The sequence below is a fragment of the Streptomyces lateritius genome, assembly GCF_014649715.1.
GTDB classification, from domain to species: Bacteria; Actinomycetota; Actinomycetes; order Streptomycetales; family Streptomycetaceae; genus Streptomyces; species Streptomyces lateritius.
In genome coordinates this window covers 399,760-413,543 of record NZ_BMTO01000007.1, presented here as the reverse complement: position 1 = coordinate 413,543, position 13,784 = coordinate 399,760, and the positions used below count along the sequence as shown (strand labels likewise).

At 70.5% G+C, this 13,784-nt stretch carries 10 protein-coding genes and 1 pseudogene; 4 read left to right on the top strand and 7 right to left on the bottom strand.

Going from position 1 to position 13,784, the window contains the following annotated elements; all coding sequences use genetic code 11:
- Positions 1 to 23: 23 nt before the first annotated feature.
- From IE136_RS17120 to IE136_RS17110, 3 genes are read right to left on the bottom strand one after another with little or no spacing between them, the layout of a single operon-like run.
- Complete coding sequence (locus IE136_RS17120) at positions 24 to 863, bottom strand: carbohydrate ABC transporter permease (RefSeq protein WP_158995070.1); 840 nt, start codon at positions 861 to 863, stop codon at positions 24 to 26.
- 28 nt (positions 864 to 891) lie between these two features.
- Positions 892 to 1,887 carry a carbohydrate ABC transporter permease gene (locus IE136_RS17115; RefSeq protein ID WP_189600764.1) on the bottom strand — a complete coding sequence of 332 codons (996 nt, stop codon included), beginning with the start codon at positions 1,885 to 1,887 and terminating at the stop codon, positions 892 to 894.
- Between the two features lie 14 nt (positions 1,888 to 1,901).
- Entirely contained in the window at positions 1,902 to 3,218 is a 1,317-nt protein-coding gene (locus tag IE136_RS17110) for an extracellular solute-binding protein (protein WP_189600763.1), read from the bottom strand.
- A gap of 195 nt (positions 3,219 to 3,413) precedes the next feature.
- On the opposite strand from IE136_RS17110, the gene IE136_RS17105 reads away from it, so the two are divergent.
- From IE136_RS17105 to IE136_RS17095, 3 genes are all read left to right on the top strand, one after another.
- On the top strand, positions 3,414 to 4,736 hold the full coding sequence (locus IE136_RS17105) for an ROK family protein (RefSeq protein WP_158993645.1): 1,323 nt from the start codon (positions 3,414 to 3,416) through the stop codon (positions 4,734 to 4,736).
- A 64-nt stretch (positions 4,737 to 4,800) separates the two neighbouring features.
- A complete protein-coding gene (locus tag IE136_RS17100; protein WP_158993013.1) occupies positions 4,801 to 6,210 on the top strand; it encodes an FAD-binding oxidoreductase in 1,410 nt (469 codons plus the stop codon).
- A 53-nt stretch (positions 6,211 to 6,263) separates the two neighbouring features.
- Complete coding sequence (locus IE136_RS17095) at positions 6,264 to 6,530, top strand: hypothetical protein (protein ID WP_158993015.1); 267 nt, start codon at positions 6,264 to 6,266, stop codon at positions 6,528 to 6,530.
- Positions 6,531 to 6,703: 173 nt separating this feature from the next.
- Here IE136_RS17095 and IE136_RS17090 read toward each other — a convergent pair whose 3' ends face one another.
- Together IE136_RS17090 and IE136_RS17085 are read right to left on the bottom strand one after the other, a co-directional pair.
- Positions 6,704 to 8,581 (bottom strand): hypothetical protein, encoded by a 1,878-nt coding sequence (locus IE136_RS17090; protein WP_229818902.1) that lies wholly within the window; start codon positions 8,579 to 8,581, stop codon positions 6,704 to 6,706.
- Positions 8,582 to 8,684: 103 nt separating this feature from the next.
- Positions 8,685 to 8,897 (bottom strand): DUF4287 domain-containing protein, encoded by a 213-nt coding sequence (locus tag IE136_RS17085; protein WP_158993017.1) that lies wholly within the window; start codon positions 8,895 to 8,897, stop codon positions 8,685 to 8,687.
- A 276-nt stretch (positions 8,898 to 9,173) separates the two neighbouring features.
- On the opposite strand from IE136_RS17085, the gene IE136_RS17080 reads away from it, so the two are divergent.
- Positions 9,174 to 10,175 carry a LacI family DNA-binding transcriptional regulator gene (locus tag IE136_RS17080; RefSeq protein ID WP_229818920.1) on the top strand — a complete coding sequence of 334 codons (1,002 nt, stop codon included), beginning with the start codon at positions 9,174 to 9,176 and terminating at the stop codon, positions 10,173 to 10,175.
- 102 nt (positions 10,176 to 10,277) lie between these two features.
- Here IE136_RS17080 and IE136_RS17075 read toward each other — a convergent pair.
- Positions 10,278 to 12,052 (bottom strand): annotated as a pseudogene (locus IE136_RS17075) (glycoside hydrolase family 6 protein).
- 15 nt (positions 12,053 to 12,067) lie between these two features.
- Positions 12,068 to 13,609, bottom strand: a complete 1,542-nt coding sequence (locus IE136_RS17070) for a cellulase family glycosylhydrolase (protein ID WP_189600762.1) — start codon at positions 13,607 to 13,609, stop codon at positions 12,068 to 12,070.
- Positions 13,610 to 13,784 lie beyond the last annotated feature (175 nt).

Here is a 13,784-nt window from a genome sequence, read left to right as displayed (position 1 = left end):
GGCGAGGGGGGTGATGTCCACGGTTACTTGACGGCACCGGCGGTGAGTCCGGTGACGAGGTAGCGCTGGAGGAGAAGGAAGCCGGCGACGACCGGGAGGCTCACGACCAGGGAGGCGGCCATGACCTGGTTCCAGTACACGTCGTTCTGGGTGGAGTAGCCCTGGAGGCCGACGGCGAGGGTCCGGGTGGTGTCGTTGGTCATCACGGAGGCGAACAGGACCTCGCCCCACGCGGTCATGAAGGCGTACACGGCGACGGCCACGATGCCCGGGACTGCGGCGGGCACGACGACCCGGAAGAGCGCGCCGAGCGGGCCGCAGCCGTCCACCTTGGCCGCCTCGTCCAGGTCTCGGGGCACCGAGTCGAAGTAGCCGATGAGCATCCAGATGGAGAACGGCAGGGAGAAGGTGAGATACGTGAGGATCAGCCCGCCCCGCGAACCGAACAGGGCGATTCCGGTGGCGTTGCCGATGTTGACGTAGATGAGGAACAGCGGCAGCAGGAACAGGATGCCGGGGAACATCTGGGTCGAGAGCACCGTGACCGTGAAGACGCGCTTGCCCCGGAAGGAGTAGCGGCTGACCGCGTAGGCCGCGAATACGGCGATGGTGACGGAGCAGACGGTCGCCGAACCCGCCACGATCAGGGAGTTCATGAAGTAGTCGGCCAGCGGAACGGTTTCCCAGATGTCGAAGTACGGACGGACGGTGAGTCCCGAGGGGATCCACCGGAACGCCCCCGAGACGTCCTGCAGCGGCTTCAGGGAGCTGGAGACCATGACGTAGACCGGTAGCAGGACGAAGCCGGTGAGCAGCGTCAGGAAGATCCGCCGACTCCACAGGAAGGACCGCGGGGCGGCCATCGGGGAGCGGACCGGCCGCCGGGAGTGACTAGGCATCGGTGGCCTTCCTTCCTCGGGAGGTGAGCAGGAGGTAGGCGCCTGTCACGACGAGCAGGAACAGGAGCAGGAGGACCGACATGGCGGAGCCCGCGCCGAAGTTCCAGGTCTGGAACGAGGACTGGTAGATGTGCAGGGAGATCAGGTCCGCCGCCTCCGGTGCCGCCTTGCCGAAGAGGACGAAGGGGGTGTTGAAGTCGTTGAACGTCCACAGGAAGAGGACGAGGACGAGGACCTGGTTGACCGGGCGCAGCGAGGGCAGCGTGATCCGGCGGACCTGCTGCCAGACGCCCGCGCCGTCCAGCGCCGCGGCCTCGTAGATCTCCCGGGGGATGTTCTGCAGGCCGGCCATCATGATGAGGAAGGCGAAGGGCCAGCCCTTCCAGACCGAGACGACGAGCAGGGTGACGAAGCTGTTCTCGCCGATCAGCCAGAACGGCGGGGTGTCGGTGAGCCCGAGCTGGTCGTGCAGCACGTGGTTCACCAGGCCGTTGTCCCGCTGGAACATGAACGCCCAGGTGATGACGGCGGCGTAGACCGGCAGGGCGTAGGGAACGAGGAAGACCGTGCGCAGGAGGCCCCGGCCGCGGAAGGTCTCCTGCATGAAGATCGCGGCGGCGGTGCCGAGGAGCCAGCACAGCCCGACCGAGGACAGGGTGAACAGGCACGTGGTGGCGAAGGACCGCAGCAGCGCCTCCCCCACAGGGGCGTTGACGTCGATGGCGAGTGAGTAGTTGTCGAACCCCGCCCAGGGCGCGGTGCCCCAGTCGCGGACGTAGAACTGGGTGAGCTCCTTGAAGCTCACGACGATGCCGATCACCATCGGCACCAGGTGGACCAGGAGTTCCAGGATCAGGGCGGGAAGCAGCAGGAGGTACGGCAGGCCGACGCGGCGCAGCCGCCCGGAGCGACGCGGGCCCCGCGCCCCTCCGGGAGAGTTCTTCCGTGCTGTCCGCTCGCCCGTTTCGGGGGCAGCGGTGAGAGTCATCGAGGTGTCCGCACTCACTTCTTCGGCATCTGCTGCTGGGCCTTTTCGAGCTTGGCCCGCACCGACTCCGTGGTCACCGGCCGGCCGGCGGCCGCCTCGGCGAAGAGTTCCTTGACCGCGGTGCCGACCACCGTCTCGAACTGCGACTCCTCGGGAACCTGCGGGAGGGCGGCGGCACTGGTGGCCAGGGTCTCGCGCAGGACAGCGAGTGCGGGGGTGTTGAAGGCCGGGTCCTGTTGGGCGGTCTTGACCGGCGGGATGGAGCCGTATGCCTTGTTGAGAATGACCTGCTCTTCGTCGCTGGTCATGAACTTGACGAACTTCTTGGCGCCGTCGATGTTTTTGGTGTTCTTGAAGACGGCCATGTTGATGCCGGCGACCATGGAGTTGGCGGCGGCGCCCGGGCCGGGCCTACCGGACTGCACCGGTGCGGGCGCCACTCCCCACTCGTCCTCACTCATGCCCTGGGCCTTGAAGGTGGCCGACGCGGTCTGCCACAGGACCATGGCCGTCTTGTCCTTGGCGAAGTCGCTCAGGGACTGATTCTGCGCGTACTCGGCGTTGCCGGGCGCGATGATCTTGTCCTTGGCCATCAGGTCGACGTACTGCTTGACCGCGGCCACGGCGCCGTCGGAGGTGAAGTCGGCCTTGCCGTCAGGGGTGAAGAAGTCCGCGTTGTGCTGCTTGCCGAGGACGAACACCTGGTGGATGTTGTTGGAGAGGTTGGACCCCTCGGCCCCGAGCCCCCACGTACCGTTCTTGGAGAGCTTTTTGCCGGTCTCAGCCATCTCCGCCCATGTGGCGGGCGGCTTCTGGATGCCGGCGTCGGCGAACATCTTCTTGTTGTAGTAGAGCGCGTAAGCCATGGAGTACAGCGGGACGGCCGCCGGATCCTGACCCTGGACGCCGGTGGAGCCGAGGGCGGAATCCACGAAACGGTCCTTGCCGCCGATCGCCTCGAAGTTTTTCGCGTCCCAGGGCAGCAGGGCGCCGCTGGACTGCAGGGAGGCGCTCCAGGTGTTGCCGATGTTCAGGACGTCGGGGCCCTGGCCGGAGGTGGTGGCGGTGAGGATGCGGTTGAGCAGGTCGCCCCAGGGCACGACCTCCAGCTTCACCTCGATGCCGGTCTCCTTCTCGAACTTGTCTAGCTCGGGCTGGAGAACCTTCTTGTCGACCTCGAGATTGGCGCCCTGGTTCGTGGCCCAGTACGTGAGTGTCCTCGGCTGCTCGTTGGAGCCCTCCGAGCCGGACGAGCCGCCGCCGCAGGCGGCCGCGGCGAGGACGAGCGAAAGGGTGACGGCGCCGACGGCTGCGGCTCGGATTCTGCGCATGACTCCAGGGGCCTTCCGGGGAGGTGGACGGTCTTCGCCTGCGGGGAGCGTGGGACGCGAGTAGCGTCCCGCGTTCGGATCCCGAAAATCCCCGCGACTTAATTTAGGATGTGAGTTAAACCTCAAGCGAAGGTCGCGTCAAGGCCCCGGTCACATGTAAGTTGCCCTGAAGGACAACGGAGACGAGGGGGCGGGGTGAAGGTGCGCAGCGGCCGAACTGTGCGTGACCTGCGGCGGGAGAACCGCACCGCGGTGTTGCAACGGTTGTATTTCGACGGGCCCCTGAGCCGCTTCTCGCTCGGCCCGGTCACCGGCCTGAGCTCGGGCTCGGTGAGCAACGTGGTGGCCGAACTGGTCGCCGAGGGGCTGGTGGAGGAGGCCGGCAGTGTCGACTCCGCGGGCGGCCGGCCCCGCACGCTCCTGCGCATCAGCGCGGACAGCGGCTACATGATCGGGGTGGACGTAGGCGAGACCCGGGTGCGGATCGAGCTCTTCGACCTGGCCCTCACCGAACTCGCGCGGGTCGAGAAGCCGCTGGAGACCCAGGGGCCGCGCCGTGTCGACCGCTACGACGTCGGGGTCGTCGTCGGCCACCTTCGCGAGGGCATCGCGGAAGTCCTCGAACGCGCCGGGATCGCGGCGGAACGGCTTCTCGGCGTCGGTGTCGGCGTGCCGGGCATCGTCGCCCGGACCGCCGAGGACGGCGCCGTGGTGCACGGTCAGACCATCGGGTGGGACGCGGTCCCGCTGGAACGGCTCCTGCGCGAGTCGCGGCTCCTGCCCGAGACCGTCCCTTACTACATCGACAACGGCGCCAAGACGCTCGGCCAGGCGGAGATGTGGTTCGGCGCCGGGCGGGGCGCGCAGAACGCGGTGGTGGTGCTCTTCGGCTCCGGTGTGGGCGCCTGCGTCGTCGCGGACGACATGCGGCCCGGCCGCGCCGTCGAGTGGGGGCACCTGACCGTACGGGTACGGGGCCGCCGCTGCCGCTGCGGCGCCCAGGGCTGCCTGGAGGCGTACGCGGGTGCCGAGGCGCTGCTCGAACGCTGGGCCGAGGCGGGCGGACGGCCGCCCGTCGGCGCGGACGAGGAGACCGCGCTGACCGCGATGCTCGCCGCCGCCTATCCCGCACCGGACGCCGACGGAACGACGGCACCAGCCGACGCCACCGCTCTGGCGGTTCTGGAGGAGACCGCCGAGTACCTCGGCGCGGGCTTCTCCGACCTGATCAACCTCTTCCAGCCCGAACGCATCCTGGTCGGCGGCTGGGCCGGCCTCCAGCTCGGCGCCCGCTTCCTCGACACGGTCCGGACCTACGCCACCTCCTACGCCCTGTCGTATCCGGCCTCCCACGTGCGCATCGACCTGGGCACCCTCGGACCGGACGCCGTCACCGTCGGAGCCGCGATCCTGCCCCTCGCCGACTTCTTCGCCCGCGGCGGCCGCCGAGCCGAAGCGGACCCGGAGGAGCAGAGCCCCGCCTGGCAGACGAGTCTGCGGGAGCGGGCGGCGCAGTAGGGGGTGCGGGCGGGGGCCGCCGGTGGGAGGCTGGGAGCAGAGACCGATCGGTCGAGGAGCGATCATGGGCACTGCCCATGCGGAAGCCGCGCGTGCGGACCGGGCCGCCGTCCAGGAGCTGGAGCGGACCTTCGCCGGCCGGCTCGTCCGCCCCCACGAGCCCGCCTACGACGAGGCCCGACGGATCTGGAACGGGTCGATCAGCAAGTTCCCGGCCCTCGTCGCCTACTGCACCGGAGTCGCAGACGTCGTCGCCGCGCTGGATTGCGCGCGACGCGGCGGACTGCCGGTCGCCGTCCGCAGCGGCGGCCACAGCTTCCCCGGCCAGTCGCTGTGCGAGGGCGGGATCGTCATCGACCTCTCGGCCATGAACGGCATCCGCGTGGACCCCGTGCACCGTACGGTCCGGGCCCAGGCCGGTGTGCTGCTCGGCGCGCTCGACCGCGAGACACAGCACTTCGGCCTCGCCGTCCCCTCGGGCATCGTCACGCACACCGGTCTCGCCGGGCTGACGCTCGGCGGCGGAATCGGCTGGCTCATGCGGAAGTACGGCCTCACCGTCGACCAGTTGCTCTCCGCCGACCTCGTCACCGCGGACGGCACCTTCCTCCAGGTGAGCGCGGAGAGCGAACCCGAACTCTTCTGGGGACTGCGGGGCGCGGGCGGCAACTTCGGCGTCGTCACCGAGTTCGAGTTCCGGCTCAACCCGGTGGGCCCCACAGTCCTCGCGGGGCCGGTCCTGTGGCCCCTCGAGGAAGCGTCGCGGGTGCTCCGCTTCTACCGGGACTGGATCACCGACGTCCCCGACGAGCTGACGACCGTCGTCGTACACCGCAAGGCCCCGTCGCTCCCGGCCATCCCGCCGGACCTGCACGGGCGGCCCGTCATCGCCGTCATCAGCTGCTACACGGGCGACATCGAGGAGGGGCAGGAAGTGCTGCGGCCCCTGAAGGCGTTCGGGACACCGCTGCTCGACCTCTGCGTACCGAAGCCGTACACGCAGCACCAGGCCATGTTCGATCCGTCCTTCCCTCACGGCTGGTGGTACTACGTCAAGGCGTGCGATGTCGACCGGCTCACCGACGACGTCGTCGACATCTGTGCGGAGCACGCCCTGCGGGTCGCCTCTCCGCTCTCGACCGGCGGGATCTTCCACCTCGGCGGAGCCGTCGCCCGGGTGGGGGAGGACGAGACCGCGTACAGCGGACGCGGTGTCGGCCACACCTTCAACATCAACGGCAACCGCACCACCGCCGAGGGCTTCGAGGAGGAGCGGGCCTGGGCCCGCGACTGGTGGTCCGCGCTCCGGCCCCACCACGCCGGCGTCTACGTCAACTTCCTCATGGACGAGGGCGCCGACCGGATCGAGCAGGCGTACGGCGCGGCGAAACTCCGGCGGCTACGCGAGCTCAAACGGGAGTTCGACCCCGCCAATGTCTTCCGCTCCAACCAGAACATCGCTCCGGCGGAGTGACCGCAGGGGGTGTGACCGGGCGAGTGTCAGTGGCGGGTGCGATGCTGCCGGGTATGGACGAGCTGATGCGAGGCCGCGTGTACGGCGCGGACCACGACGACCCCCATCCCGGGCCGAGGCCGGGGCACGTCTACCGGGAGCTGGTGGCAGGGCCCCTGGACGGGCTGCTTCTCGACGTCACCGGCTGGACGACGGAGCAGCTCCAGGAGGGCGCCGCCCTCGCCACCGAGATAGGCACCTACGGCCCGGGCGGCAGCGCCCGGTACGGGCCGCGCGAGGGCGACCCGTACCACTGGGACTGGGAGGGTGACACCCGCTAGGCCGTCTCCGTGAAGTCCCGCCTGGCCCGCGGCGCCTGGCACGCACGTTCGCCGCGTTGTCGGGATCGCCCCAGTACGCCCAGAAGGGGGGCGGCCCTCCGCCTTGCGATCGCACGCACCGGACGCCGCGGGCCCTGCCCTGCGGGCAGACGGCGCTACTCTCCGGACGCGACCTAGCACCCCTGGCCTTCCGGCCAGGGGAAGCCGAGGACCTGGGCGTGTTCCCGGCTGCCGCCTCTCACCTCCGCGAAGGTCTTCGGATCGGTCGTCTCCATGCGTTTCAGGACCCGGGCGGCGCGGACGTCCGGAGGCGTGCCGTCGTCCGGGAGGTCCCAGACGAACTGCAGCCACGGTCCGGCCGTGTCCCGCCGCCCGGCGGCGAGTCCCGGCCAGAAGGTGAAGGACAGCGTCGTCGTGTCCGGCTCGGAGAAGGCCGTGCCCACCCAACCGAACCGGCAGTCCCACCGGGTGAGGAGTTCCGGCCGGTCCCGCAGCCCCGCGGCCAGGAGGCGCGCGGTGCTCCGGGCCGGCCAGGCCCAGGAGTGGTCGCTCTCGGCACGAGCGACCTCGGCGTCGTAGGCCGCCGCGTCGAAGCGGTACTCCGGCAGCTCCGACAACGCCTGTCGGTGCGGCGAGGCGGGCGGGCGCCGCCAGTGGTTCCACACGACGTGGTCCCCGTCGCGGCGGACGGTGACATGGAGCGCGCCGCAACAGCCCTCGGTGCAGTACGCCTCGGCGAGCTGCACCTCCCGCGGCTCGGGCGTGGCCCGCAGCCGCCCGCTGTCGAGCAGGTACTCCGGTGCGTTTCCGGGGCCCCGGCCGAACGCCTCCGGCACGAGAGGGCGTCCGTCGACGAGGAACCGGGTCTCGACCGTGTCGGGGTCCGCGGGGTCGCTTACGGCGACCTCGATCCGGAGCCGAGGCGCGCCGGTCCGCTGGTCGCGGGGCCCGAAGGGCTGTCGGGCGGTGCGCCGGATCCAGGCGGCTCGGCGCCGTTCGGCGGGATCGGCTCGCGGTGTGGGCTCACCGCGGGTCAGGGCCGCCCAGGACGGTGCGGTCAGGACGGACTCCAGGCCGTCCAGCAGGGCCTCGCGCCGGCCGGGCGGCCAGGGGAGCAGGTGGCTCGGCCCGCTGTGCAGATCAAGGGCGAGGGAGAGCAGGATCGCGTAGTGGTCCAAGGTCGGCGCAAGAGCGGAGGCCCGTGCGACGAGAGCCTCGTGGACCGCGACCGCCCCCGCGTAGGCGAGGACTTCGGGCCGGTAGTCACGCCGGCTCGCCATCCGGCACAGCAGCCGTCCGGCCTGGGCCAGGACCCGGAGGTCGACCGGATCCGCCCGCACGACCTCGTCGAGCCGCACGGCCTCGGCGATCCTGCGGGCGGTCTCAGGACCCACGGCGCCAGGCGGCAGCGGGGTCGTCAGCAGCCAGGCGTGGGCGGAGTTGTCGTCACGGGCCGCGAGGGCGTCCACCAGGCGACGCAGCTCCCCCTCCTCGATGTACTCGGTCAGCCACACCAGAGCGGCCGTCGGGGCGTCGAGGGCGGTGAGCGCCTGGACGGCGGTGCCGGCGAAGCCGCGCAGCAGCGCGAGCGTCCGGAGATACGGCACGTCCTCCGGCTCGCCGAGGCGGGCCAGGAGCCCGAGGCCGACGCCGACGGCCGCGGCGGTCGTGCCCGCGCGGGTCAGCCGGCGGCCCAGCGCGCGTGCGGCCGTCTCGTCGTCGAGCGGCAGTTGGGCCACGACCGCGCGGACGACGCGGAGAGTACGGTTTCGCGCTCTCAGCTCGCCGAGGCGACGGTGCACCTCACCGGCGGCCCACCGGGTGTCCGGCGCGCCCAGGAGAGGGGAGAGCGCGTCGCCGACGGTCCGGAGCAGCTCTTTGTGGGTGACGCCGGACCGCTCCGGGATCTCCTCCGCGGGCGGCGGTTCGTCGGGCAGGGGGTAGCCGCCACGGGGCAGGCGGCCGTCGGGCTCCGCGCCGTGCCGGCGCAGGGCGTAGGCGTACAGAGAGGGCCGGGAAGTGAGCGCGCCGCGCTTTTCCTGGGCGCTCAACGGGCGGGGTGGGACTCGATTCCGTAGGTCATGCCGGGGATCCTCCCAGGGGTCCGCCGTCCCGTGCCACCGAATTGACCGGCCCGCTCCGCCGCGCGCCGCCTCACTTCCCGCTGTCCTCGGCGAGGGTGTGCGCGACGAGCGCGTTGGCGTGGCCGTGGCCGAGGCCGTGCTCGGCCTTGAGCCATGAGACGAGCTCCATGTGCTTGGTCAGGGGCGAGGAACGGATCAGGTCTTTCCACTCCGCGATCGGGCGACCGTACTTCTTCTCGATCGAGGGGAAGTAGCTGGCAGGTCCCTTGACGGTCTCGGTCATGGCCGGTCTCCTTCGGTCGGTGGTTCGTCGATTCTGTGGGGTGGACCGGAGGCGAGGCGGGAACTCATCGACCGGCGAGCTGTGACGTGGATCACCGCCAAGCGGGTGCCGTCCAGGATGAATCGATTCATGACACTCGTTGGTACCATCCCGTCCGACGAGGCGGACGATTGAACCGGTGAAAGAGGCGGGACGCGACAGGTGAGTCGTACGGCAGGAGCGGCGGGCGCGGTCGCCGGACAAGGCACCGGGCAGGGCCCGGAACAGGGCGCCGGGATCAAGGACGTGGCCCGGGAGGCGGGGGTCTCCGTCGGGACGGTCTCCAACGTGATCAACCGGCCCGACCTCGTCTCGGAGCGCACCCGCCGTCACGTGCGCGAGGTCATCGACCGCCTCGGCTATGTGCGCAGCGAGTCGGCACGCCAGCTGAGGGCGGGGCGCAGCCGCCTGCTCTCCCTGCTCGTCCTCGACATGGGCAACCCTTTCTTCGTCGACCTGGCGCGGGGTGCCGAGCGGACCGCGCGTGCCGCCGGGCTGAGCGTGATGGTCTGCAACAGCGACCAGAGCCCGGCCGCCGAGGCCGAGTACCTCTCCCTCTTCGCCGAACAGCGCGTGCACGGCGTGCTGGTCACCCCGGCCGACCCCAGCGGAAGCAATCTCCAGGAGTTCCGCCGGCACGGCATCCCGTTCGTGCTCGTCGACCGGGTCGCCGGCGGTGTCGGCGGCTGCTCGGTCTCCGTGGACGACGTGGCGGGCGGCGCGATGGCCGTCCGCCATCTGGTGTCCCTCGGCCACCGCTCGATCGCCTACGTCAGTGGTCAGGGCCATCTCCTCCAGGTCCGCGACCGGCGCACCGGTGCGCTGGACGCGCTGGCCGAGGCCGGGCTGCCCCCGGATGCGCTGCGGGAGGTCGACGCCGACCGGCTCGACGTGAACTCCGGCCGGGACGCGGGAGCGCGCCTGCTCGGGATGGCGGAGCGTCCCACCGCAGTCTTCTGCGCCAACGACCTGCTCGCGCTCGGCGTGCTGCAGGCGATGTACGCGGCGGGGGTCCGGGTTCCCGAGGACATCGCCATCGTCGGTTACGACGACATCGAGTTCGCCGCCGCGGCCGCCGTCCCCCTCACCTCCGTACGGCAGCCGGCCGCCACGCTGGGAGCCATGGCGACCGAGCTGCTGCTCGACGAGGCCGGTGAGCAGGGTGCCGCTCACCGGCATCAACAGGTCGTGCTGCGGCCCGAGTTGGTCGTACGGGGATCGAGCCAGATCCGGCGCTGAGCGCGACCGACGGACCGATCCGGCGGACTCACGGACCGGCCGGCGGACCGACCGGCCGGAACCGGGTTCCGGCCGGCCGGGTCCGTCACGCGCGGTCGTGCGTCACAGCGCCGGGTGGGCGTTCTTCAGCAGCTCCTGGAACTGGGCCGAGAACCACTGGCCCGAGAGCGGAGCATCGGGCAGCGATCCCGACATGCTGTTCCCGTTGCGCGCGTTGCCCGTGTAGGTGGGTCGCACATCCGGTCGAAGCCCTTGCCCTCGTTGTTCGGGATCTCCTTGCTGGCGCCGTCCGACTCGCCCGGAGGCTTCATCCACACGTACGCGTCGATGCCCGCGGCCGGGGCGGCCTGCGGCCGTTCGCCGAGCCCCGCGCCTGCCTGGTTGCACCAGTTGCCGAGGTGGATGCGCCGGTCGTAGCGGCCGCCGTTGACGTAGGTGTCCACGTTCGTCAGCGCACCCGGACCGCTCGGCCGGGCCGTGCCGCCCCAGCCGTTGCGGGAGGTGTCGATCAGCATGCCGAGGTTGGGGTCGAAGCCGATGGAGACGAGCTTGGCGCGCATGGCCTGGGCGTACGACAGCTCGTCCGTGTACCGGTTCCAGTCCACCCACTTCGACTGACGCACCGAGACACCGTTGACGGAGTCCTCGATCTTGAAGTGGTTCTCCTTCAGGGCGCTGTAGTTGGCGGTGTTGACGATGAAGCCGTGGACCTTGGAGACCGTGGAGCCCTCGGCGGTCGCGGCCTGCTTGAAGAGTTCGGCGGAGGGGCCGAAGTTGTCGTCCCAGCCGAGCCAGCCGTGGTGGCCGGCGTCCACGTAGTTGTAGACGTTGGCGATCGAGCCCAGCTTGTTGAGCGCGTAGCCGACGCCCTTGATGTAGTTGCCGTTCGCCTTCATCGCATCGCAGTTGGCGGTGGCCGTCGGGCGGCCGGAGACATTGGTGACCAGGTTCGGCAGGGAGTCGATCTCGACCGTCGTCACGATGCGCAGGCCGGCGTACTTGGGGTCGGCGAGGATCGCGGCGATGGGATCGATGTACTCGGTCTTGTAGCGGTCGATCTCGGTCGGGCCCAGTTCGCCGTTGGAGGCGAGCGCGGCGCAGTCGCGGCCCGGGAGGTTGTAGATCACCAGCTGGACGACGAGTTCGCCGGTGCCCTTCTGGACCAGGGCCCGGTCGAGGTGGTCGCGCAGGCCCATACCGCCGTTCACACCGGCGATGGCGGCCGTCCGGTCCAGCCAGACGCCGGTGGGCTGGTTCGAGACCTTGGTCCCGCCCGGCTCGGCCGCGGCCTTGGCGGACCACTCGGGGTTCACGTACACCTTGGCACCGGCGTACGGGTTGTCGGCCTTGGTGCCGGTCGGCGGCGGGGTGGTCGGCGGTGTCGTGGGAGGCGTGGTGGGCGGTGTCGTCGGGGGAGTCGTGGGCGGCTGGGTGGCGCCGTTGCAGGTGACCCCGTTGAGGGTGAAGGTCGCCGGGACGGCGTTCGTCCCGCTGTAGGAGCCGTTGAAGCCGAAGGAGGCCGAACCGCCCGTGGCCAGGCTTCCGTTGTACGAGAGGTTCTTCGCGGTCACGGCGGCGCCGGACTGCGTGATCGTGGCGTTCCAGCCCTGGGTGACCTTCTGGTCGCCCGCGTAGGACCACTCCAGGGTCCAGGCGCTCAGCGGGTCACCGGTGTTGGTGACGACGACATTGGCTCCGAAGCCGGTGTTCCACTGGTTGGTGATCTGGTATTCGACCTTGCAGCCCGCGGCGGCGGCGCCCGCGGTGGTCGTCATCACGGTGGCGGTGGCGCCGGTCGCCGTGATCAGTCCGATGGCCGCCAGCAGGGCGGTGCGGCCGGTGGTGCGGCTCGTGGTGCGGGTGGTCGTGCGGCTCATTTCGAGGGGTGCCTTTCAGTTCAGGGCGCGCAGGTGATCGCGCAGTCCGATGCCGAAACTGGTGGGGGTTCCGCCGTACGAGGTGATCAGGGCCGGTCCCGAGGAGCAGTTCCACGTGTTCCAGGTCCACCCGAGGTAGGACAGGGAGCGGTCGTCGAACCACTTCATGACGCGGTCGATGAAGGCGTGACCGCAGGTGTTCTCGCCGATCTCACCGGCGATCAGGGGGACTCGGGCGGCGACCGGCGCGAGGGTGCTGTCCCAGCAGGCCTCGTTGGAGCAGGTGTTGAAGTTGTAGACGTGCCAGGCGGCGGCGAGATTGCCCGTCGGATCGGTGGGGGCGTGGTCAAGCCACCGGCTCAGGTCGTTGGAGTACGCGATGCCCGGGACGAGGACGAGGTTGCGGGCGCCCGTCGCACGGACGGCGTCCACCAGGTCCTGCATGCCGGCCACCTCGTAGCCGATGCCGGGGCAGCTGCCGCCGTCGCGCCAGCACGTCCAGGCCTGCGCCGCGGTGGAGGTGGCCCGGTCGGGATAGGGCTCGTTGAACAGGTCGAAGACGATGCGGCGGTCGCTCTTGAACGTGTCGGCGACCGAGGTCCAGAACGCCGGGGTGTACCGCGCGTTCGGCATCGGCTTCTGGCAGGAGGCGTGGACGTCGGCGCAGCCGGACGAGTTGCCGGTGTACTGCCCGTAGGTCCAGTGCAGTTCGACGATCGGTGTCATGCCGTGCGCGAGCACCTTGTCGACCAGGCCCTTGACGGCGTTGACGTAGCTGGTGCCCCGGTACTCGGGTTTGATGTTGTCCAGGCCCAGCCAGCACTCCTCGTTGAGCGGGATGCGGACGGTGTTCGCCTTCCAGTCCGCGATGGCGCGGACCGACGCGTCGTCGACCGGGCCGTCGAATATGCCGTGGCCCTGGACGCACATGAACTCGCCGCCGGAGCGGTTGACGCCGAGCAGCCGGCGGGTGGCGCCGTTCTGGTCGGTGAGCCGGTTTCCGGTGACGCTCAGCTCGGGCGCGCCGGAGACGGGGCCGGGCGGATCGGTCGGATCCGTGGGAGTGGGCGTCGGAGTGGGGGTGGGGGTCGGTGTCGGCGTGGGAGTCGGGGTCGGGTCGGTCGGGCCCGGCCCCGGGTCGACGTCGCAGGCCGTGCCGTTGAGCGTGAAAGCGGTCGGCGCGGTGTTGGCGCCCGACCAGGACGCGATGAAGCCGGTGGTGACGCGCGCACCCGTGCCGAGCGAACCGTTCCAGCTCTCGTTGACGGCCGTGGCCCGTGCCCCGGCCTGGGACCACTTGCCGCCCCAGCCCTGGCTGACCTGCTGGCCGGCCGGGAAGTCGAAGCCGAGGCGCCAACCACTGAGCGCGGCGCTGTTGTTGGTCACGGTGACGGACCCCTGGAAGCCGCCGGCCCACTGGCCGACGACCGAGTACTCCACCGAGCACAGAGGTGCGGCCACTGCTCCTGAGGCCGTACCGACGACGGCGAGAGCGGTGCTCGCCATCGTGAGCGCCGCTCCTGCGAGCAGCGCGGACAAACGCGGGGGGTGTCGCATGAGCGACTCCTTGCAGCGAGGGCGCGTACCTCACGACGCGCCGACTGACGGAATCGCTCCCACTGGTGGGCCCAGACCGTAGCGCCAACTCTCCGCAAAAAAAAGAGGGGTTGGCAACTTTCCCTGTCGAATGTCTTCGACTCTTCGCGCACCTTGACGAGGTTCCGCCCCGTCG

Coding starts and splice junctions, on each gene's coding strand:
- IE136_RS17120 (WP_158995070.1), bottom strand. CDS start 863: ATGGCCGCCCCGCGGTCCTTCCTGTGGAGTCGGCGGATCTTCCTGACG.
- IE136_RS17115 (WP_189600764.1), bottom strand. CDS start 1,887: ATGACTCTCACCGCTGCCCCCGAAACGGGCGAGCGGACAGCACGGAAG.
- IE136_RS17110 (WP_189600763.1), bottom strand. CDS start 3,218: ATGCGCAGAATCCGAGCCGCAGCCGTCGGCGCCGTCACCCTTTCGCTC.
- IE136_RS17100 (WP_158993013.1), top strand. CDS start 4,801: ATGGGCACTGCCCATGCGGAAGCCGCGCGTGCGGACCGGGCCGCCGTC.
- IE136_RS17095 (WP_158993015.1), top strand. CDS start 6,264: ATGGACGAGCTGATGCGAGGCCGCGTGTACGGCGCGGACCACGACGAC.
- IE136_RS17085 (WP_158993017.1), bottom strand. CDS start 8,897: ATGACCGAGACCGTCAAGGGACCTGCCAGCTACTTCCCCTCGATCGAG.
- IE136_RS17070 (WP_189600762.1), bottom strand. CDS start 13,609: ATGCGACACCCCCCGCGTTTGTCCGCGCTGCTCGCAGGAGCGGCGCTC.